Here is a 20052-nt window from a genome sequence, read left to right as displayed (position 1 = left end):
ATCTTGGAAAACCGAACCGGAGAGAGGACTATTTTTCAAATCCTCTCTTTTCTATCCGATAAGATTAATTGAGTTTGGGAATACAAACATCCGGCGCACATAACCCCGGAAAATTTAGGGTTTTAACGGTTAGTTTTTCTAAATCAATTTGTCGAATTTGATGGTTATTTGTATCCGCAACATACAATAAAGAACCCACCGCACTTAACCCCGAAGGTTCGGAAAAACTCCCGTCATTTCCCAACACCGTTTCGCAGGTTCCCGTTTTCACATCAACCCGCTTAATTTTGTGGTTGTAAGTATCCGCAACCCAGAGATAATTTTGAGCAAATTCCACCCCCAAACAGTGCTGCAACCGCACGTCAAAACCCTCTCCGTCTACATCTGCAAACCCAAATAAATCTCCGCTCCCGCAAACGGTTCTTACTGTTGTATTTTCCCCCGTATTTTCCCCCGTATTTTCTCCCAAACCCACGCCTCGAATTGAACTAATTTCGCTATCTGCGATAAATAATTCTATCCCATTCGTGGTTATCCCACTGGGTTGAGAAAAAGCCGCTTCTAATAATTCCCCATCCACACAAGATTCCGCACCAAAACCCGCATAGGTTTGAACTTGATTTGTTTCCAAATTCATCACCCAAATTTGATGACAACCCGCCATCGCAATATAAAGTTTATCCCCAACTTTTTCTAAATCCCAAGGCGAGTTTAATTGAGTTTCCAACGCCGTACCGCCGTGAGGATAAATAAAATGGCTTTGTTCTCCGGTTCCCGCAATGGTTGTAACGGTTTTTTGCTGTAAATCTATCTTTCTTATCGCGTGATTTTCCGTATCGGCGACATAAAGAATTTGTTGGTTTGTATCCAACGCCATTCCCTGCGGTGCGAAAAATTGCGCCTGTTGAAACGAACCGTCTGTTAACCCCGCTTTTCCGCTTCCAATGATTTCTAATATCTCCCCTTCTGTTGTTCCGATAACAATTCGATTGTGTCCGGAATCGGCAATAAATAAACTATTTTCCGCCCCATCAGCCAACACTTTCCCCGGAAAAGCCAAAGGGGTTATTAAAGGTTGTTTTTGCTTTTCTAAACTGAGAGTAATTTCCTCAAAATTAATCGTTCCCTGTTGGCGATGTTCCTCAATTAATTGGCTCAAAATCTCATCAATTATCTCGCGATTTCCTTCCCCTGCTGCACTTCCCACATAATAACCTTTGGGGTCAATTAAGACTAAAGTCGGCCAAGCGTTAACGGCGTACTGTTGCCAAACTTCAAAACCGTTATCGACTAAAACCGGATGTTCAATGTCATATCGCAGAATCGCTTGACGGATATTTTCGACTTCTTTTTCATTATCAAATTTGGCAGAATGTACACCAATTACGGTTAAACTCTCCCGATATTTTTGTTCAAAATATTTTAAATCCGGCAAAATATGCAAACAATTAATACAGCAATACGTCCAAAAATCTAACAAAACTACCCGTCCCCGCAGAGACTTCAGCGATAACGGATGTTCTGTATTTAACCAAGGGAAATTTTGGGGAAGTTCCGGCGCGTGAATATTAGGCATGAGAAGGTGATAATAACAGCATTGAGGGTTAATTTTACAAAGTCCTGCCCGACGACTGGGTTAACTAATGTTATCATAATCATAGTCTAAAAATGGGATTATAAATTATTCTCTCAAGTAATGGATTGAGGTAAAAGCAATGGTACAACAAATACCGGAAACTCAAACCGATATTATTTACCCGGATAGCGATGGTCAACCGATGGCGGATAATACCCTACAATTTCAATGGATTGTTACGATTAAAGAAAATCTAGAAATCTTGTTTTATCAAGATGAAAATATCTTTGTAGCGGGTGATTTGTTGTGGTATCCGGTTGAAGGAAATCCGAAAATTCGTCAAGCACCCGATGTTTTAGTTGCGTTTGGAAGACCCAAAGGAGAGCGAGGTTCCTATCAACAATGGAAAGAAAATAATATTACACCTCAAGTGGTGTTTGAAATTCTCTCGCCCGGAAATCGCCCTCAAGAGATGATTAGAAAATTGTTTTTTTATCAACAATATGGTGTAGAAGAATATTACATTTATGAGCCTCAAAGGGTTGAATTGATAGGTTCTTTGCGGGTCAACGAACATTTAGAAGAAATTGAACAGATTAACGGCTGGGTAAGTCCTCGCTTACAAATTCGTTTTGAACTGACAGAAAATAACCTAGAAATTTATCGTCCTGATGGGCGAAAGTTTCTCACTTCTGTCGAACTCGATGAACGTGCAGAACAAGAATACCAACGTGCCGAACAAGAGCGTCAACGAGCAGAAGAAGAATACCAACGTGCCGAACAAGAGCGTCAGCGAGCAGAAGAAGCCCTAACTCAATTACAACAAGAACAACAACGCTATCAAGCTTTAATTCAACAATTGCGAGAACAAGGAATCAATCCCGAACAGTTAGAAAATCCTTAGAATATCAACTCGCGAGTCAGCAAAGAAGGTGATTGAAAACTCTCAATCATCTTTTCTCAACACTAGACTCGGCGACTTGGGAATGATGAGAAACCGTTGAACCTATACCCACCAACGAAATCGCCAAACAAACACCCAACGCCGTTAACACAATTAAAGATTCGTTAAATTGTCTGACGATAATGGCAATAATCGCCCACAAAAACACCAGAGGAAAAGCCGTTTCTTGATAATTTATTCTCATCAAAACAGCGATAATTCCTGCTATAATTAATAAAATTGCAGTCCAAATTTCTGGTGAAATTCCCCAACCATTCCAATCTATACTTTCCAAAAAAATCGCCACATTAACAATAGTCGCCACGCTAATCCAAGCCAAATAAATACTCATCGGAGCGTTAACACACCATCTTTCCCATTTTGGAACTTTTTCTTTACCAATATTTAGGGCCAAATAACCCGCAATTAAAGCCAACAAAATTCCCACCATTGCAATTAAAGAAGGAAGAAACAGTCGAGATAAAAACACCCACACCCAAATAATTTGAGCGACACAAGCCATCACCAAAAAATATCCCATATCTTGCAAGCGGGGATTATCTCGTTGGGCGGGAAGAAATTGATAAATTCCCAAGCTAAATAATCCCAAATAAATCAATCCCCAAATGGCAAAAGCGTAGTTGGCGGGAATAATTTTCACCTCGCCAAAGAGTACATTAGAGATTTCTCCAATTGTCAACCCATTCAGGGGGAAAAAATTTGACAAGACATTCACCGCAAACGCCACAAAAATCGCAATTAAAGTGAGCCATTGTCTGAAATTATGTTGATTAGAAGAGGGAGAATTAGAAGTCATTTGGATTCCTCATACTTACAGGTTGATATCCCCTTTTTCATTCCCCCCTTTTTAAGGCTTGCTCGGGGGGATAAATGGCTTGCTCGGGGGGATAAATGGCTTGCTCGGGGGGATAAATGGGGGGTTAGGGTAGAGAAAGAACTTGGGGTAGATAAAAAACTTAAGCGGAATAAATGAATTTGTAGCCTTTCAAGTCAAAATTACCCGCAAATTTGTTGTAAAGTTGTGGTAAACTGAGGATAGGAAATCGAAGCCGCTTCCGCCCTTCCAATGGTCGTTTTTCCACTGGCTTTTAAGGCGGCAATCGCCAAACTCATGGCAATCCGATGATCGGTATAACTATCAACTTCGGCCCCATTTAAAGCCGTACCGCCAACAATTTCCATCCCGTCGGGTAACTCGCTAACTTTCGCGCCCATGCGGTTTAATTCGGCCGCCATTACCTGAATGCGATCGCTTTCTTTTACCCGCAATTCTTCCGCATCTCGAATAATTGTTGTTCCTTTTGCAGAAGTTGCAGCAACGGCCAAAATTGGAATTTCATCAATTAAACGGGGAATTAAAGAACCTTCCAAAGTACAGGCTTTTAATTGACTGTATTTTACCCGCAAATCGGCGACCGGTTCTCCGGCGACTTCCCGTTTATTTTCGAGTTGAATATCCGCTTCCATCATTTCTAAAGCGTCTAAAATTCCGGTCCGAGTTGGGTTCACTCCCACATTTTTAATTAACAACTCCGAACCCGGAACAATCGCCCCTGCCACCAGCCAAAACGCCGCCGAACTAATATCCCCCGGCACCACAACCGGTTGACCTTGTAATTTCGCAGGGCCTACGACCGTCGCGCTGTGGGTTTCCGGATCAACCTTGACCGTCGCCCCAAACGCCCGTAACATCCGTTCGCTGTGATCTCGCGATAACGCCGGTTCCGTTACCGTTGTTTCGCCTTCGGCCATCAAACCCGCCAACAGCACACAGGATTTGACTTGCGCCGAGGCGATCGGCGAGTTATAATGAATAGGTTTGAGGCGTTGACCTTGAATGGCGAGCGGCGCGAAAGATCCGCCCTGTCGCCCCCAAATCATCGCCCCCATTTGTAGTAACGGTTTGACCACCCGATCCATCGGACGCCGTACCAAAGAATGATCGCCCGTCACCGTAAAAAAGCGATCCCGATGAGAAGCCAGAATTCCCATCATCAACCGCAGCGTCGTTCCCGAGTTTCCCGCATCCAAAACTTGAGTCGGTTCGTGCAACTGGCCCAAACCAATGCCCTGAACTTCAACCCGTTGTTCGTTCAACTCGGAAATTTGCGCCCCCATCTGGGAGAAACAGCCGGCGGTACTGCGAGGATCGGCCCCCAAAAGCAACCCTTCAATGGTTGTGGTTCCCGTCGCCAGGGCGCCCAACATTAACGCCCGGTGGGAGATTGACTTATCTCCGGGTATTTCGATAGTACCGTGCAAAGATAAACCCGATGTAGGCGGGTCAACGCTTAGACTCTGTTGACTTTCTGAAGTTTTTGTTTCAATAATCCCAGTTAGCATAGGATAAGGAGAGGAAGGATTTCCCTAGTCATCCTAACGCTTTCTTTGTGCTAAATCACAATTTCAGACTGGGGATTTATAGTTAATGATAAGGCATATGTTAACACATTCTCGCAAACCCGTAAGCCTGTCTGTGGTTTCGGTGGACTTACCCGTGCGATCGCTCGTTGAAACAGCAGCGACCTTTTATCCTAGAGATAATGATCAGTTTCACCTGTTGTTACACGAACCGGAAATTTTAGACTGGCAACCACCGGACACCCCGTCCCCATTCCCCCCGACACCCCAAAAACCCCGTCTGCTGTGGCTGGAAGTTTCCCCCTATCGGGCGGTGATGACCATGCAAGGTAACACGAAATACAGCTATCGTCATTTGTGGCAAAAGGGAATGTATGGGATTAGTCGCTATTATTTACAAACGGAATCGGAAACGGTTCCCCGTCAATTTAGACTGCGGAATTTTACCCGCAATTTAGAATTAGGCGGCTCTCCTTTGCCCGAATATTTGCGTTTAGAATACGAACTTTGGTCAGAAAAATTACAACTCGGTCGTTATGTTCTTAGTTTAGAAATTCATCATTAAAAGAAGGCAAAATTTCTGTAGGGGCGGGTTCAGCCTAAATGTATGTCTCTTATCAATAACCTGCATAAACCCGCCCCGACATGACCCGGGCGGGTTTATATCAGTTATTTGTGGGAAAATGTAGATTTAGACCGAACCCGCCCCGACATGACCCGGGCGTACAGGCTAAAAACCCGGTTTCGATAAAGTTACCGGGTTTTTTCAATTGATCACTGTGAAGCGTTGGGTTCTTCGGGTTGTAAAGATTCGGGAGGACAATGTTTTGTCATTTCCGCCATCAGAGAATCTGCTTTTTCACTAATGGGAGTTGTCCGTTGACTAATTTCATTAACCTTGTCAATTGCTTTTACTAATTCGGCGCGACCTTCAACATTAATCGGTGTTTTTTCTCCCGCTTCTAATGCTAGACCCATCTCGTTAATAACCACCGCAAATTCACGAAAAACCTCCGTAAAACCCGACCGAATTCTCTTTAACCGACCATTGGTTAGATACAGTTTCTCCATTTGATCGGCAACAATATTCAGTTCTTGTGCTAACCTGAGAGTTGTCGCGCTATTATCTTGGTTATTCGGAACAGCGATCGCCAAGTTTCCCTGATCAACCACCTCCATCAGCTTGCGACATTGAACCTGGCGACTTCCCGCACAACCTGTCAAACTTGTGACCAGGGTCGCTAACGTTAGCAACCTCACCACTCGTCTAAACTGAAAATCCATTTAAGCTACCTCACACAACCCGAATTGAGAGTTAGTTACTGATAATTCCTGAATTACCGCTTGAGTTCTGTATCGCTAGTATGTCAAATTATGGGCAGGTCAGCAAGTATTAGCTAAAAGAAAACCATGTCTCAAATTACACCAGAACCGAAAAAGGACGAGGGCGGATATGTTGCCTTTGGGATTGCAATTGCGCTAGGATTGCTCGTAATGAAAGATACCATCCCCCTTTTATTACTTTTAGTTGGAGGACTCGGGGCTTGGCGTTTTTGGAAACGTTATCAGAAAAAACAGCTTGATAAATTAACCCATCTCAATCAGGTTTTTTATCGCTTAGTTCAAGAAAATGACGGTTGGATTACTCCCTTAGATTTGGCGATGAATTCTCAAGTTCAAGCTGAGGATGTGCGAGAATATTTAGATCGAAAAGCAACGGAATTTTCCGCTCACTTTGAAGTTACAGATCAAGGCGGAATTGTTTATTACTTTTCTACCGCTCAAGCTGTAATTTCAAGTTCGGAATTCGAGGAAATTCAGTTCTTACAAAATCAGACTGTTAACTCCACCCCCATTGCTTCTCAACCTCCCGAAAAACCCCAACCCGAACCGACAAAAAAGAACGAAGTTTCATTATTTCCCATTCCCCCTTCTATTCAAGCCGAAATTCCCGAAAATCTCAACCAATTGGAACTCGCAAAGCGGTTAAACGTTCATCCGAGTACCTTAAGCAAATGGAAGACAAAACCCCAGTTTACCGACTGGTGTTGTCAAAAAGATCCCGATAATATTACTTGGAAATTTTCCAATCAAACCAAGCGTTTTTATCCGGTTTATCAAAAAAATATTCAATCTCAAGGCAATCCATTTTTGAATCAAAACACGGTTAAAACCAACTATAAAAATCGTCAAGTCAATTAATTTACGGATTAAAACATGATGATTCATCATTCTCCTATTCTGATTTTTGATACGACCCTAAGAGACGGAGAACTTACCCCGGGCGTTCGCTTTACTTTACAAGATAAAGTGAAAATTGCTCGACAACTTGAGGAAATGGGAGTTAATACGATTGAGGTTGGATATCCGGGACAATATGCAAAAGATATTGAGGAAATTATAGCCGTTTCTCAGGTTGTTAAACATTCTACAATTTGTGCGTTAGCCGGTTCTCAGGAAACGGAAATTCAACAGGCTGCAAAAGCGTTAGAAAAAGCCGAGAAAACTTGCATCAATCTCTATACTCTTGTTCATCTCAATTCATCTTCAAAAACCTTGGATAACAACTCGGTTTTGTCAAAAATTAATCTATCGATTTCCCTAGCAAAAAATTATTGTGATTGTGTTCAGTGGACTGCGTTTGATGCGACTCGCAGCGAGATTAACTTTTTGGCTAAAGCGGTTAAAACGGCTATCGAAAGCGGGGCGAAAATTATCACTATTCCCGATAGTTTGGGCGTGGCTTCGGGAGAATATTTTTTTCAATTACTCCAAAACCTCTATCAAAATCTTCCTCAACTTAAACAAGTAACCGTTTCGGTTCACTGTCACGATGATTTAGGAAAAGCTGTAGAAAATTCCCTCGTTGGGTTGGAGTTGGGCGTGAGTCAAATTGAATGCGCTGTTAACGGTTTGGGAGCCAGAAAAGGAAATGCAAACTTAGCAGAAATTGTAGAGAAAATTCAATCTTCTCAAAACTATTATACCACAATCAATCCCCATTTAATCTCAACAATTTCTGAACTCGTTAAACAAACCGCAGGGCCGCAAATATTGCGCTGTAAACCCAATTAATTATTTAGGTTTCACTATTTATAATTCATAATTCATAATTCTGTTGAAAATATTGATTAAAATTTCTGACAACATTCATAGATTTATCTTATCGTTGTCTGCGACTTTGGAAAGATGGCGAAATAGGTTTAACCCGAAAGCGTCTGTCAGTTAAAGCTTAACGGCATTTCCCCCTGGATGACTCCTTTTGTCAGATTTTCCTGACATCATCGGGAGAGAGTGGTTGAAACGAAAACTCGATGCCATAATAGCTATTACCCATTATCGAGAACAAACATCTTGATCTGGGGAATTTCTATCAGCATCAGGGAAACGACCTATGACACCACCGAAAACTCAACAATTAGCAACATTGAACTTACCAGAGGTTGCCGTGAAAACTCGAAATTCTTTAGCACATTCAACCCCCAATGTGCAACTGGAGGTTGTAAATTCAGTTTCTTCTCTCCCGAGTTATCCCGCACATCAAAGAATCGTACAAATCAAACAAATTGGCAATCAAATTAAACTTTGTCTGATTAACGAGAAAAATTCCAGCGGAAAAGCTGCAATTCGCAATATTTATGAACAGAGTTTTAATTGGAAGAATTGGCTAAAAACCAGTCAAGAAAAAGCCAAAAATCAAGGCTATCCTCTGACGGGATATCACTGTATAGATTATGTGATTCAGCGAGAAAGTTATCTCGGTCAATCCTGGGAAGAAGCCTGTCAGCACCTTAGCCTTACTTGCCTTGATTAAGCCCCGAAAGTAATGAGATAAATTCCCCCGAATCACCGTTACAGAAGGGGCTTCAGCCCCTTACTTATCCGATAAAGATTTGGTCGTGGCGATCGCAATGACCCCTACAACCGCTATTTTATGCCGCTTCAACGCTGCAATTGCCGCCTTAACCGTCGCGCCGGTGGTGTAAATATCATCTACAATTAAAACAGAATTAACATTAGATTGGCGTAAATCCCCCCCCAAACGAAACGCATCTTTTAAATTGTCTTGCCGTTGTTGAAGCGAAAGACTAAACTGAGCTTTAGTATCGCGTATTCGTTCCAAACCTTGAGACTTCAACGGTAAACCCGTCGCCCGACAAAAACTGCGGGCCAAAAGTTCAGCTTGATTAAAACCCCGTTTTTTTTGTTTATCAGGAAACATGGGAATCGGAACAACAACCGGGCGTTTATGATTAATATTGTCAGAAGAATTTAACCACCCCTCAGCCAACCAATAGCCCAACGGTTCGGCAATTTCGGGATGATTGTTATATTTCATCGCAACAATCGCCTGTTTTAACGTCCCTTTATACTGTCCCCAAACATACAGAGGAACCTCCTTTGAAAATTTTTTTTCGGGGGGAAATTGACAGCGGAAAATCTGTCTTTGACAATAGGGACAGAGTTGGGTATCACTGGGCCGATCGCAGAGGGGACAATTGGGCTTCAAAAAAAGATTAAGAAAAGATTTGAAGAAATTTCGCAGCATTGCTTAAAAAAAAATAAGAAAATTAACAAAAATAATCGGCAACCGAAGAACAGCTTAGTGTTAAGATAACAAATGCAGAACCCGTGTGAAACTGCCGACAAAAATACGGGATAATAACAGTATAAAGAAGATCATCATCGAGGAAAGACGGTGGAAATTAAACAGGTGATCATCGCCCACAAAGCTAGAGATCCCTTAAGCAAGCAATGGGGTGAACAATTTGCAACCGAGTTTGAGAAGCGAGGCTGTCAGGTATTAATTGGGCCGAGTGGACCTCAAGATAATCCATATCCCGTATTTTTAGCATCGGTTAGCCGTCCGATTAACTTGGCTGTAGTTTTGGGCGGAGACGGAACAGCCCTGGCCGCAGCCCGTCATTTGGCGCCGGAGGGAATTCCAATTTTAGCGGCGAATGTGGGCGGACATTTGGGATTTTTAACCGAGTCCTTTGAAGATGTTCGCAATACAGAACAAGTCGTTGAACGGATGTTTGAAGATCGCTACGCAATGGAACAGCGGATGATGCTGCAAGCGGCCGTCTACGAAGGTCATCGTAGCAATCTTACCCCCGTTGGCGATCGCTATCTTGCCCTCAATGAAATGTGTATTAAACCCGCTTCTCCCTATCGAATGCCCACATCAATTTTAGAGATGGAAGTCGATGGGGAAGTCGTCGATCAGTATCAAGGGGATGGTTTAATTGTCTCGACGCCGACAGGTTCAACCTGTTACAATGCTTCAGCCAACGGGCCGATTATGCACCCCGGAATGGAAGCGCTCACCGTCACTCCCATTTGTCCGTTAAGTTTGTCGAGTCGTCCGATCGTTCTCCCGCCCAGGTCGGTGGTCAGCGTGTGGCCGTTAGCCGATCCCGAACATGAAACCAAACTCTGGACCGATGGGGTATTGGCGACATCAGTCCGACCCGGACAGCGGGTTGATGTGCGGATGGCGACTTGTCAAACTCGATTTATTATTTTGCGCGAAAACTACTCCTTTTACCAAACCCTACAAGAAAAATTGCAGTGGGCCGGCGCCCGTATTCGTTATATTAACGACCATCGAAATTAGGAAGGTGGCTATGGGTAACGGATGGGTTATCGGTGGGTTTTTTGGGTTAATGATGCTTGGAAACGGATGGGTTATCGGTGGGGAGATGGGAAACAGTCAACAGTGACCAGTCAACAGTGACCAGTCAACAGTCAACAGTCAAGAGTAAAGACTGATAACTGATCACTGATAACTGTTAACTGAAAAGTGTCACCAGACCCGTACAATGAGATTGACGAAAGATCACCAGTACGGAAAACAGCGTTATGGTATTGACTGGAGAAACCCCATCACCCCCAAGTAAATCGACGTTTGACCTGTCAACCTATCTAGCCGAAGGCAAAGCCCAGGTAGAACAGGCTTTAGATCGCTCGATCGCCGTGATCTATCCCGAAAAAATTTATGAGGCGATGCGGTATTCACTGCTAGCCGGAGGAAAGCGTCTCCGTCCGATCTTGTGTCTGGCGACTTGTGAGTTGGCCGGAGGAACAAGGGAAATGGCAATGCCAACCGCCTGTGCGTTGGAGATGATCCATACCATGTCGCTGATCCATGATGATCTTCCCGCAATGGATAATGATGATTATCGTCGGGGTAAACTGACCAATCACAAGGTTTATGGCGAAGACATTGCCATTTTAGCCGGGGATGGGTTGTTAAGCTATGCCTTTGAATTGATCGCCTCTCAAACCCGAAATGTACCCCCTCAACAGGTTTTAGACGTGATTGCTCATTTGGGTCGGGCTGTCGGTGCCGCCGGACTGGTGGGCGGTCAAGTGGTTGATATCGACTCGGAAGGGAAAACCGATATTACTGAAGAACAGCTTACTTTTATTCATACCCACAAAACCGGAGCGTTGTTAGAAGCTTGTGTCGTTTGTGGCGCTATTTTAGCTGGCGCTTCAACCGAGAACCGTCAACGACTTTCCCGCTACGCTCAGAAAATAGGTTTGGCGTTTCAGATCGTTGATGATATTCTCGATATTACTGCGACTCAAGAGGAGTTGGGGAAAACGGCCGGAAAAGATTTGACCGCTCAAAAAGCAACTTATCCCAGTCTTTGGGGGTTGGAAGAATCCAGACGTCGGGCCAACCAATTGATCGAACAGGCGATCGCTGAACTTGCTCCCTTTGGAGAGGCGGCGACTCCCTTAGTGGCGATCGCCCAATTTATTACCCGTCGCAGTAACTAGAGGTGTCTCTTTCCATGCAAGACTTTGGCCATATTTTTCAAAACCAAGTCCTGGTGGTTTCCCTGTTTGCTTGTCTGTTTGCTCAAACGGCGAAGTTGGCAATTGAGTTAATTCGATTTGGGAAAGTCAATTTTCGGGCGTTGGTGACGACGGGGGGAATGCCCAGTTCCCATTCGGCTTTTGTTTCCGCCCTCGCGACCAGTGTCGGACAAACCATCGGTTGGGAAAGTCCCGAATTTGCGATCGCTGTGGTGTTTGCTTTTATTGTCATGTACGATGCCACCGGCGTTCGTCAAGCCGCAGGTCAACAGGCTCGAATTTTAAATCAAATTGTTGATGAGTTATTTCAAGAGCATCCTCAGTTTAACGAAGATCGCCTCAAGGAGTTACTTGGTCACACCCCTTTTCAGGTGATTGTCGGTTTAACTTTGGGTATTGTTATCTCTTGGATCGCTGAATTGGCTTATCCGTGAATTATGAATTTAGTTAAGGCTGAACATTCGGGCTGATCAGCATGACGCGGCGACTCTCGACGATTAATGAGAAAAAACCGCGATTACTTAAATTTTGCAAGGTAGAAGTCGCGGTTTGTAAATCGTTGGTTTGAGTCACCAGTAAATAGGGACGCTGACCGTAGGACGCTAAACCCACTTGCGATCCGGTGATTTCTTCGACTTGGGCGGCTAATTCCGGTTGATTGAGATAATCGACTAATACCGCATATCCTGAACCGAGTCTTCTTGGGTTAAAAGCTGCTTCTTCGGCGCGAGGGCGTTGGGTTCTCGGTTGGGTTCTCGGTTGGGTTCTCGGTTGGGTTCGGGGGCGAGGTTGAGATTGAGGTTGAGCCTGTGAACGGGGTTCTGTCTCTAACTCCGAGGCGCCTCGTCGGTTCACCATTCCACGAGCGGGAGGACGTTGGGAAACGGTATCGGGTTGAACCACATAGGCTTCTAAACCGGAATTCGTCTGAATATAATCGGCCCAATCTTCGGCAATGAGTTGATCTTCAAACCCCCCCACTCGCGTCACCAGATCGTCAACGTAGCGACAAACCTCACTTTCAACGTCACTCGGTAACGTGCGACGGGCTAAGTCCTGGTCGTTGGATGTTTCGCTGACAATTAATAACAGATATTCTCCGGCTTCGGGAGGTTCGCAAGCTGACTGCGCCCTAACAACTTTTGGACTGAGGCTAATTGTCAATAAAACCGCGATCGCACTCAGTCTCAACCCTTCCTTCACACCTATTTTTTGAACCATAGTTTTCGATCTCAACTGTTAGAAGAAAATCTAGCAATATGATTTGAGTTTTCTCTAAAATCTTACACTAAAAAGCAAGTTATCATATAACAAAAGGCAAAATAAAAAATAAGTTCAGACTTTTTATCTATTTTTATAGAGTTGAAAAATCCGACGGAGATTGCTGTAGAAACCCATCCGAATTATCGTTCAAAAATTCCCACAAAAATTGAAAAGTTTTTCACTCGGGAAGTTCAGAAGATAGGGCAATTTTTAGAACTCCAGAACTTCCCAACTCTTGATTTTAAACGTCTAAAATTAGGCGACAGCCAAAGACGCCAACGGATCGGGAATACTCGCACTCGGCGCTTGAAATTGTCCGGTGACGACAAATTCTAAACGCAACTTCAACCAAGTAATAAATTGTTCGTTAGTTGAAATTACCGCCGCCGCAGGTTGGGGACATTTAGCCTTAACTTCCGCCAATTCTGGGGCTTCTAAAAAAGCAGGTTGAGTCACTAACCAAAAGTCAATTTCTTTTTCCTGTTCTTGATAGTAGCGGGTGCGTTCCTTGAGAACTTCTTCAAAAGGTTCTTCTTCAATCAGAAAATGTTTACTCGCCAAAAGATAGTAGTAAGTTTGCATGGTTCGTTGTCAAAAATTCAAGAATTTGTGGTTGAAAAAACGGGTAATCAGTCACAGAAAGTTTAGGGGGCGAACATGGCTTGTTTCATTTCCCTCACCGCCCGATCCAAACCCACCAACACCGCCCGACTGATAATAGTATGACCAATGTTGAGTTCTTCCATTCCCTCAATACAAGCAACGGGATAAACATTCCAATAGGTCAACCCGTGACCCGCATTCACCCGCAGTCCTGCATCTTGAGCGAGTTTGCTTCCTTTGATCAATAACTCCAGTTCTTTGTCCTGTTGCTCACCTTTGGCCTCAGCATAACAACCCGTGTGCAGTTCCACAAACACAGCTTTGGTCTGTGCGGAAGCTTCAATTTGAGCGGGGTTGGCATCAATAAACAGACTGACAGGAATGCCGGCATCTTGCAACTGACCGACAACTGCTGTCATCCGTTCGAGTTGACCGACAATATCGAGTCCGCCTTCGGTGGTGACTTCTTCCCGTCGTTCAGGAACCAGAGTAACATAATCCGGTTTGATCTCCAATGCGATCGCCACCATTTCATCGGTTGGTGCCATTTCCAGATTAAGATGAGTTCGCACCGTTTCGCGCAACAGACGCACATCTCGATCTTGAATATGACGGCGATCTTCGCGCAAATGCACGGTTATCCCATCGGCACCCGCCAATTCTGCGATCGCCGCCGCCGCCACCGGATCGGGTTCTACCGTGCGACGGGCTTGGCGCAGCGTGGCGATATGGTCGATATTAACACCTAGAGTGGGCAACTTTAACATGACCTCGCGTTGAATGTTCCCGTTTTATCAGTTTACAGTGATCGGTGTTTAGAGGGAATAGGGAATAGGCAACAGGCAACAGGCAATAGGCAAGGGTAAAGACTGTACCCTGTAACCTGTAACCTAATAACTGGTGACTCTCTTACAAACTTTGCTACCGACTATTCCGCCGGGTCGCAAGGAACGCGCTGGTGACAGGTGTTGCAGTGCTGACTTGGCGGAATAGTCGCGAAGCAACGGACGTTCCCGGAGGGTAATGAGTGACTGTTGTTAGGTTTGCGGTTCGCCGAACATGACCACCGAACATTGTAGGTTTTCCATGACGTCATGGGTGACGCTGCTAACCGCTAAACCGCCTGCGGTTCGCCTACGCTGCGATCGCAATATTACCAGATCGAAGCCTCTGGCTTGGTCTAAAATGGCGCCGACGACATCGTTAGCCGGTTTGACGACAATTTGAGCATTAATTTGGGGGCCTTCGCTGCGGAGAACTTCGGCCAGTTGGGTTTCTAAAATGGTGATTTGAGCGTCAGGAGTTTGAGCGGGACAAACTTGTAATAATGTTACCGATGCTTGGTTGGTATCGGCTAAAAGTTGAGCAAAACGAATGGTTCTAATGGTTCGGGGTGCAATACTTTTAACTAATACTAAAATCCGGCGAATATTTACAGGTTCTTGCAACAGTCGCATCACCGCCACCGGACAATGAGACGACCAAAATACACTATCAATAACCGTCCCAAAAAGTCGCGCCCGTATACTTCCGGTTTCGCTCCAACCCATAACAATTAAACTGGCATCTTGTTCGCAAGCGGTGCGAATAATTCCGGTGGCAACATCGCTATCAATTCTTAAAACTGGATCGGTTTTCACGTTAAATTGTTGACCGACTTTCACCGAACGTTTTAATAAAAAACGACTCTGTTGTAAAGCGCTTTGTAATTCCGGTTCATCCATGTGAACTTGGGCGTGAGTGGCGATGGCTAAAGACACAATTGAACCACCTTCGTGACGGGCAATTAAAGCCGCCATTTCCATCAAATAGCGTTGAGTATCGGGGTTAGCTAGCGGAACAACAACGGTAAAAGGGGGAGTTTCTTCGGCCTCTTGTTGACGATTTTCCCACCAAATTAAAGCTTGATTCGGATTGAGGGGCGGTTTGGCTTTTAGGGGAAGTAAACGGGGTGCATATTGTTGAGTCAGGAGCGGCCCGAGAATCGAAGTAGCCAGCATTAAAACAATAATACTGTTAAAAACGGCTTCGCTGAGTAAACCGACGTTAAAACCCACTAAAGCGGCCGCTAACGTTGTTGCAACTTGCGGGATAGAAAGCGACCAAATTAACAGCGTTTCGTCTCGGCTGTAACCGTAGAGTAATTTCATCGCCCAAGCCGCAACAAATTTGCTGATAATTAATCCTAAAACAATCGCTACGGGCAAGGTAAAATTGGTAGTTAAAGTCTCAAGAAAAACGGGAATATTCAGTAACAGACCCATCGCAATAAAGAAAAAGGGAATAAACAAAACACTGCCGACAAATTCCACTTTTTCTTTGACCAGGCTATTTCCCACCGCGTCGTTAACAGCTAAACCCGCTAAAAATGCCCCAACAATTTGATCGACATTAATAATTTGTGCGCCGACAGATGCCAAAAATACCGCCAATAAAACAAACAAAAATTGATTGCCTTCTTCGCTTCCATTTCGTTTAAAATAGGCTTTTCCTGCCCAATCAAACCCAAATAAAACGATAGCCGAATAAATCGCTAAGGTTCCCAATTGCCAACTCAAACTAAACAGTGAAAATTCTCCGGCTTGTACCGAAACACAAATGGCTAAAACTAATAAAGCACTAATACTGGTAAAAATTGTTGCGCCAACACTGATAATGATTGGTTCAGTATCAATTAATCCTAAACGTTGAACAATGGGATAGGCTAATAACGTATGAGAAGCCAATAAAGAACCAATTAAAATCGCCGCATTCCACCCCATATTAAACCAAAGCCCTATGGCAATTCCCGCCAACATGGGAAAAATAAAGGTAGAAATTCCAAAGCCTATCGCCCGATCTTTTTTGCTTTTAAACTGGGCGAGATCAATTTCTAAACCCGCCACAAACATCAGGTAAATTTTCCCGATGTCTGACAGCAGTTTCATGGTTTCTGACTGGGAGTTTAACACCCCCAAACCATGTTCACCTAAAACGACACCTGCTAATAATAATCCGACTAAACCGGGAAGGCGTAAACGTTCAAACCAGGGCGGTAACGTCAGGGAAACCAGCAGTAAAATCGTAAAGGTGACAATGGGGCTATCCGGTAGCCAATGGAGTAGTTGCATAATTGGCATCCATTGATCAAAATAAATACTAACGATAACCTATTTTTCGGGAAATCAACAACTCTAGTTAGTCTGACAAAAAATCAAGTTCAACTTGAACGATTTTCTGAATTTTTTAAGCATTGAACTGTAATTCATGTACCAACCTACTAGGAACCTGATTTTAAGTTACCTCAGAAATGCTCAAATTCTGCCAAACGAGAATATTGTTACTGCTAGCTATTTGATAAAATTCAAGGAAAAAACTGGTGAAAGAAACTCCAAGAAGGAGCCAAATTTATAATCCAGCTAGGAGTGAATAAAACTGCATAAATAATTCCGCCGAAAAATACAGTATTGAATGCAGTTAAAACGTACCCTATACACATCAGGAACCCATCAACTTCTAGCATAGCCACCACCAAGATTAAAATCGCCACCGCCGGAAAAGAATTCGTAAAGGGAATGGGTAAAGCCAGTAAAATTGACAGCCATGCTATAGAAAATCCATTGACTCTCCACATGGAAGGATTTTGAGCAACTCTTTTCATTCGAGGTCGAGCAATTTTTTCGAGGAAGCGAGTTACTTTCTGTAGATTATTTAGGATATGCCGACTCACTGATTCTGGGAAATAGAAATCAGCAACTTTTTTGGGTAGCCAAGGCTGAGATCGTCCGCAAGCCATTTGCAACGATAACAAAAAACATCCTAAGCCCAAAATACTTGAAAGTCCAGGAGGCATTGGAAACAGGAAAGGCAATACAGTTAAGCCAATCATTAAACTCAATCCTCGCTCAGAAGTTTCTTGTAAAATCTCCTTCAGAGTTAGAGGTTTACTTGTCAAGCGTTCGAGTAAAGATTCTAGATCTTTAGAAAATTTCAGGTGCATACAAATCTAGTCTAAGTTGAATTTAGATTAAGAATACAATTCCCACATATATGGCTGCGGTCACAAGCTGAACTCCCATGACAGGTAATCCATATTTTAGGAACCGTTTAAACGAAATATTGCGCCCGTTTTGTTCGGAAATTCCCGCCGCGACAATGTTAGATGAAGCGCCGAGTAAGGTCCCGTTTCCGCCTAAAGTTGCACCGTACATCATGGCATAAAATAGGGGTAAAACTTCTATGGGTAATTGTCCTTCAAAGCCGGGAGTGAGAATTTCTGCGCCCACCAAACCGACGTTTACTAAGTATTGTTTGAGGAGGGGAACCATTGCCACAACTAGGGGAATATTTGGAACCACACTGGAAACCAAGCCGACAAAAAAGAGTAAAATAATTGAACCCAAAGCAATATTTTGACCAATTAAGGCGGCTAAAACGATTGACAAACTGTTAATCACTCCGGTTTTTTCCAGCCCTCCAATTAATACAAATGTAGACATGAAAAATAATAATGTACTCCAGTCGAGATCCCGGAGAATATTATTAATAGAATCAATGTGGCTGTGATGGGCTAAAAGCAACGCCAAAGCCGCACCGAGTAACGCGACAGAAGCCGGAGAAACGGGAAGGGGTAAGGATTCTCCAATGATAAAAAAGGTAATCACAAAAGCAAATATTAAACCTCCAATGGCTAAGGTTCTCGGATGATTAATTTGGGGTTGGGGAAGTTTTTCGAGGTTTTGAAATTTGCGATTCCAGATTTTTGGAAATAAAACTGGTAACAAAAGAACGATACTAAAAACGGCAATCGCACCGCCAAGACTGAGGCGGAATAAGTAATCGGTAAAACTGAGGTTAATCGCATCTCCGACAATGAATGTCGCCGGATCTCCAACGAGGGTTAATAATCCCGAACTGTTGGCCACAAAAACCATTAAAATCAGTAAGGGAACGAAGTCTATACCGATTTTTGTGGCAATGGGTGGGATGAGAGGGGCGAGTAACATTACCGTTGTGGCGTTGGGGAGAAGGGCGCAAATGGGAGTGGTTATCGCAACAATTCCGAGGAGTAATCTTTTTCCTTCGCCTTTGGATAACATCACCATTTTTGTGGCTAAATAGGCGAAAATGTTCGTCGGTTCAAAGGCGCGAACTAATACCATTACTCCGAAAAATAAGGCGAGTGTGGGGAAACTTTGACCGATGTAGTTAACGGCTTCGTTTAAGGTCATTATATGCACGAAAATCAAGATTAATGCACCCAGAAAAGCCGCGATAGTCAGGTGCAAAAAATCGGTGGTAATAAAGAAGATAACGCAAATAAACGTTGTGGCTGCGATCAACGAGTTAACAGTATTCATAGCAGTAACCCTGTAAGAATGGATGGGGTTTCAAGGGGTTTATTCGCCTTGAAAAATTTAGACTTCTCTGGGGATAACCAAGATTGGATATCAGAGAAATCTTAACGGTTTAAGTTGGGTTTGAGAACAATTTAATCTCGCTCACCCAACGGACTGAAATTATGGAATTTGAATTGGGTTTTAGAGAATTTCTACCCAACACATTAAAAATTTACGGTTCACAATGCCTCAATTAAACAGATAGGTACACAGAAGCGAGCAGTACCAATGGTTTCAACCGAGAGAATCAAGACATTGCCATAAAATTATGTCGATTCTTCAGTCTTCCCTCAATGCCGACGGAGTTAGCTGACGGGCTAGGATTGAGAGATATCCTTCTCGACTCGTCGGGAGTCAGAGATACGCCCCAAAAATCGGTTCCCCCGTTCTTCATCTTTCTCAGCATCACTGCCTCGAAAATGACGATAGATTAGGCTGACTTGCTCTTTCTGGGAGTAGCTTAACACATTTGTTTGCAAAAGGGAAGAACTCTATACAATTAATTAAGATTAATCGATAAAATCCCCAGTTTCGCGAAAAACCGGGGATTTTGTATTATCTAAGAATGGGGTAAAAATTGCTCAAGTTATCAAGCTTACCACCATTTGCGATTTCCGTCTTCATCCATTCGCGCTTGACGAACCACATCAGAAATTTCTTCGGCGTCTTTAACGTGGTGTAGCGCTTCTTTTTCGCCGTCTTCACCTTCTACGATAAAATAAGTGGGAACGACGATATGATCGCCTGTGGGATCGGGCGCATCAACGGCGACTTGTTTTGCTTTTTCTTCGATCGACATAGAATCATCAATGCGATCGCCGGGGTTTCCGGTTAGTTTATTCCCCTTTTCTTGTAATTCGGCTTTGTGTTCCTCTCTTTGTTTGGGATCAACTTCCTCGGGGTTCATCGGTTGTTGAATATCGGAATTTTTTTGTTGTTCGGTTCTAATATCGCTATGCACTATTTTAAATCTCCTGTTATCAATATCTACAAAAATTGAATCTTTTTTTACTGTACTCAATTGGGGGCTAGATTCTCATCTTGCTTTAGGAGTAATCTTTCAAAGGCTTGATAAA

Annotated in this window: 20 protein-coding genes and 1 riboswitch; of the genes, 8 read left to right on the top strand and 12 right to left on the bottom strand. The window is 43.5% G+C overall.

The genetic code is table 11. The features are described 5' to 3' along the window. Positions 1-64 precede the first annotated feature (64 nt). On the bottom strand, positions 65-1576 hold the full coding sequence (locus ACL6C3_RS26900; RefSeq protein ID WP_413162766.1) for a thioredoxin-like domain-containing protein: 1512 nt from the start codon (positions 1574-1576) through the stop codon (positions 65-67). Between the two features lie 139 nt (positions 1577-1715). On the opposite strand from ACL6C3_RS26900, the gene ACL6C3_RS26895 reads away from it, so the two are divergent. Further along, positions 1716-2480 (top strand): Uma2 family endonuclease, encoded by a 765-nt coding sequence (locus ACL6C3_RS26895; RefSeq protein ID WP_413162764.1) that lies wholly within the window; start codon positions 1716-1718, stop codon positions 2478-2480. 46 nt (positions 2481-2526) lie between these two features. Here the strand turns inward: ACL6C3_RS26895 and ACL6C3_RS26890 are convergent, their stop codons facing one another. Together ACL6C3_RS26890 and aroA are read right to left on the bottom strand one after the other, a co-directional pair. Further along, positions 2527-3336: a tryptophan-rich sensory protein gene (locus ACL6C3_RS26890; protein WP_413162762.1), complete on the bottom strand. Its 810-nt coding sequence runs from the start codon at positions 3334-3336 to the stop codon at positions 2527-2529. 200 nt (positions 3337-3536) lie between these two features. Next, positions 3537-4883, bottom strand: a complete 1347-nt coding sequence (gene aroA / locus ACL6C3_RS26885; RefSeq protein WP_413162761.1) for a 3-phosphoshikimate 1-carboxyvinyltransferase — start codon at positions 4881-4883, stop codon at positions 3537-3539. A gap of 97 nt (positions 4884-4980) precedes the next feature. On the opposite strand from aroA, the gene ACL6C3_RS26880 reads away from it, so the two are divergent. After that, a complete protein-coding gene (locus ACL6C3_RS26880) occupies positions 4981-5466 on the top strand; it encodes a hypothetical protein (protein WP_413162759.1) in 486 nt (161 codons plus the stop codon). Positions 5467-5675: 209 nt separating this feature from the next. Here ACL6C3_RS26880 and ACL6C3_RS26875 read toward each other — a convergent pair whose 3' ends face one another. Next, on the bottom strand, positions 5676-6185 hold the full coding sequence (locus tag ACL6C3_RS26875) for a hypothetical protein (protein WP_413162757.1): 510 nt from the start codon (positions 6183-6185) through the stop codon (positions 5676-5678). A gap of 126 nt (positions 6186-6311) precedes the next feature. Here ACL6C3_RS26875 and ACL6C3_RS26870 point away from each other — a divergent pair, with 126 nt between their 5' ends. The 3 genes from ACL6C3_RS26870 (at position 6312) to ACL6C3_RS26860 (ending at position 8715) form a co-directional block, all read left to right on the top strand. Further along, complete coding sequence (locus tag ACL6C3_RS26870) at positions 6312-7103, top strand: helix-turn-helix domain-containing protein (protein ID WP_413162755.1); 792 nt, start codon at positions 6312-6314, stop codon at positions 7101-7103. A 15-nt stretch (positions 7104-7118) separates the two neighbouring features. After that, positions 7119-7976 carry a 2-isopropylmalate synthase gene (locus ACL6C3_RS26865; RefSeq protein ID WP_413162753.1) on the top strand — a complete coding sequence of 286 codons (858 nt, stop codon included), beginning with the start codon at positions 7119-7121 and terminating at the stop codon, positions 7974-7976. A gap of 319 nt (positions 7977-8295) precedes the next feature. Beyond that, on the top strand, positions 8296-8715 hold the full coding sequence (locus ACL6C3_RS26860; protein WP_413162752.1) for a hypothetical protein: 420 nt from the start codon (positions 8296-8298) through the stop codon (positions 8713-8715). Positions 8716-8775: 60 nt separating this feature from the next. On the opposite strand, the gene ACL6C3_RS26855 is transcribed toward ACL6C3_RS26860, so the two are convergent. Next, positions 8776-9450, bottom strand: coding sequence for a ComF family protein (locus tag ACL6C3_RS26855; protein WP_413162750.1), 675 nt, complete (start codon positions 9448-9450; stop codon positions 8776-8778). Positions 9451-9600: 150 nt separating this feature from the next. Between ACL6C3_RS26855 and ACL6C3_RS26850 the strand changes: the two genes are divergently transcribed. The 3 genes from ACL6C3_RS26850 to ACL6C3_RS26840 all read left to right on the top strand — a co-directional run bounded on the left by ACL6C3_RS26850 (position 9601) and on the right by ACL6C3_RS26840 (position 12166). After that, positions 9601-10521 (top strand): NAD(+) kinase, encoded by a 921-nt coding sequence (locus tag ACL6C3_RS26850; RefSeq protein WP_413162748.1) that lies wholly within the window; start codon positions 9601-9603, stop codon positions 10519-10521. 245 nt (positions 10522-10766) lie between these two features. After that, complete coding sequence (crtE, locus tag ACL6C3_RS26845; protein WP_413162746.1) at positions 10767-11693, top strand: geranylgeranyl diphosphate synthase CrtE; 927 nt, start codon at positions 10767-10769, stop codon at positions 11691-11693. A gap of 14 nt (positions 11694-11707) precedes the next feature. Beyond that, positions 11708-12166, top strand: a complete 459-nt coding sequence (locus ACL6C3_RS26840) for a divergent PAP2 family protein (RefSeq protein ID WP_413162744.1) — start codon at positions 11708-11710, stop codon at positions 12164-12166. A 13-nt stretch (positions 12167-12179) separates the two neighbouring features. On the opposite strand, the gene ACL6C3_RS26835 is transcribed toward ACL6C3_RS26840, so the two are convergent. The 7 genes from ACL6C3_RS26835 to ACL6C3_RS26805 all read right to left on the bottom strand — a co-directional run bounded on the left by ACL6C3_RS26835 (position 12180) and on the right by ACL6C3_RS26805 (position 19937). Beyond that, positions 12180-12953, bottom strand: coding sequence for a hypothetical protein (locus ACL6C3_RS26835; RefSeq protein WP_413162742.1), 774 nt, complete (start codon positions 12951-12953; stop codon positions 12180-12182). 297 nt (positions 12954-13250) lie between these two features. Further along, positions 13251-13577, bottom strand: coding sequence for an MgPME-cyclase complex family protein (locus ACL6C3_RS26830; protein WP_413162740.1), 327 nt, complete (start codon positions 13575-13577; stop codon positions 13251-13253). A gap of 62 nt (positions 13578-13639) precedes the next feature. Beyond that, a complete protein-coding gene (locus ACL6C3_RS26825; RefSeq protein ID WP_413168423.1) occupies positions 13640-14356 on the bottom strand; it encodes a pyridoxine 5'-phosphate synthase in 717 nt (238 codons plus the stop codon). Positions 14357-14635: 279 nt separating this feature from the next. Continuing rightward, the gene (locus ACL6C3_RS26820) at positions 14636-16717 is read right to left on the bottom strand and encodes a cation:proton antiporter (RefSeq protein ID WP_413162739.1); all 2082 of its coding nucleotides are present in this window, start codon (positions 16715-16717) and stop codon (positions 14636-14638) included. A gap of 224 nt (positions 16718-16941) precedes the next feature. After that, positions 16942-17577 (bottom strand): exopolysaccharide biosynthesis protein, encoded by a 636-nt coding sequence (locus ACL6C3_RS26815; RefSeq protein WP_413162737.1) that lies wholly within the window; start codon positions 17575-17577, stop codon positions 16942-16944. Between the two features lie 22 nt (positions 17578-17599). Next, on the bottom strand, positions 17600-18937 hold the full coding sequence (locus ACL6C3_RS26810) for an ArsB/NhaD family transporter (protein WP_413162735.1): 1338 nt from the start codon (positions 18935-18937) through the stop codon (positions 17600-17602). 318 nt (positions 18938-19255) lie between these two features. After that, a riboswitch (cyclic di-AMP (ydaO/yuaA leader) is annotated at positions 19256-19423 on the bottom strand. A gap of 148 nt (positions 19424-19571) precedes the next feature. After that, on the bottom strand, positions 19572-19937 hold the full coding sequence (locus tag ACL6C3_RS26805; RefSeq protein WP_413162734.1) for a hypothetical protein: 366 nt from the start codon (positions 19935-19937) through the stop codon (positions 19572-19574). Between the last annotated feature and the right edge of the window lie 115 nt (positions 19938-20052).

The sequence above is a fragment of the Capilliphycus salinus ALCB114379 genome, from assembly GCF_047276495.1.
GTDB classification, from domain to species: Bacteria; Cyanobacteriota; Cyanobacteriia; order Cyanobacteriales; family Microcoleaceae; genus Capilliphycus; species Capilliphycus salinus.
The sequence above is the reverse complement of the archived record's forward strand: the minus strand, read 5'-3'. Positions and strand labels throughout refer to the sequence as shown.

What these genes read in the sequence shown, in the direction of transcription:
- ACL6C3_RS26860 (WP_413162752.1), top strand. Translation starts at nt 8,296, where the DNA reads ATGACACCACCGAAAACTCAACAATTAGCAACATTGAACTTACCAGAG.
- crtE (WP_413162746.1), top strand. Translation starts at nt 10,767, where the DNA reads ATGGTATTGACTGGAGAAACCCCATCACCCCCAAGTAAATCGACGTTT.
- ACL6C3_RS26870 (WP_413162755.1), top strand. Translation starts at nt 6,312, where the DNA reads ATGTCTCAAATTACACCAGAACCGAAAAAGGACGAGGGCGGATATGTT.
- ACL6C3_RS26895 (WP_413162764.1), top strand. Translation starts at nt 1,716, where the DNA reads ATGGTACAACAAATACCGGAAACTCAAACCGATATTATTTACCCGGAT.
- ACL6C3_RS26890 (WP_413162762.1), bottom strand. Translation starts at nt 3,336, where the DNA reads ATGACTTCTAATTCTCCCTCTTCTAATCAACATAATTTCAGACAATGG.
- ACL6C3_RS26820 (WP_413162739.1), bottom strand. Translation starts at nt 16,717, where the DNA reads ATGCCAATTATGCAACTACTCCATTGGCTACCGGATAGCCCCATTGTC.
- aroA (WP_413162761.1), bottom strand. Translation starts at nt 4,883, where the DNA reads ATGCTAACTGGGATTATTGAAACAAAAACTTCAGAAAGTCAACAGAGT.
- ACL6C3_RS26810 (WP_413162735.1), bottom strand. Translation starts at nt 18,937, where the DNA reads ATGAATACTGTTAACTCGTTGATCGCAGCCACAACGTTTATTTGCGTT.
- ACL6C3_RS26880 (WP_413162759.1), top strand. Translation starts at nt 4,981, where the DNA reads ATGTTAACACATTCTCGCAAACCCGTAAGCCTGTCTGTGGTTTCGGTG.
- ACL6C3_RS26835 (WP_413162742.1), bottom strand. Translation starts at nt 12,953, where the DNA reads ATGGTTCAAAAAATAGGTGTGAAGGAAGGGTTGAGACTGAGTGCGATC.
- ACL6C3_RS26855 (WP_413162750.1), bottom strand. Translation starts at nt 9,450, where the DNA reads ATGCTGCGAAATTTCTTCAAATCTTTTCTTAATCTTTTTTTGAAGCCC.
- ACL6C3_RS26815 (WP_413162737.1), bottom strand. Translation starts at nt 17,577, where the DNA reads ATGCACCTGAAATTTTCTAAAGATCTAGAATCTTTACTCGAACGCTTG.
- ACL6C3_RS26865 (WP_413162753.1), top strand. Translation starts at nt 7,119, where the DNA reads ATGATGATTCATCATTCTCCTATTCTGATTTTTGATACGACCCTAAGA.
- ACL6C3_RS26830 (WP_413162740.1), bottom strand. Translation starts at nt 13,577, where the DNA reads ATGCAAACTTACTACTATCTTTTGGCGAGTAAACATTTTCTGATTGAA.
- ACL6C3_RS26875 (WP_413162757.1), bottom strand. Translation starts at nt 6,185, where the DNA reads ATGGATTTTCAGTTTAGACGAGTGGTGAGGTTGCTAACGTTAGCGACC.
- ACL6C3_RS26900 (WP_413162766.1), bottom strand. Translation starts at nt 1,576, where the DNA reads ATGCCTAATATTCACGCGCCGGAACTTCCCCAAAATTTCCCTTGGTTA.
- ACL6C3_RS26840 (WP_413162744.1), top strand. Translation starts at nt 11,708, where the DNA reads ATGCAAGACTTTGGCCATATTTTTCAAAACCAAGTCCTGGTGGTTTCC.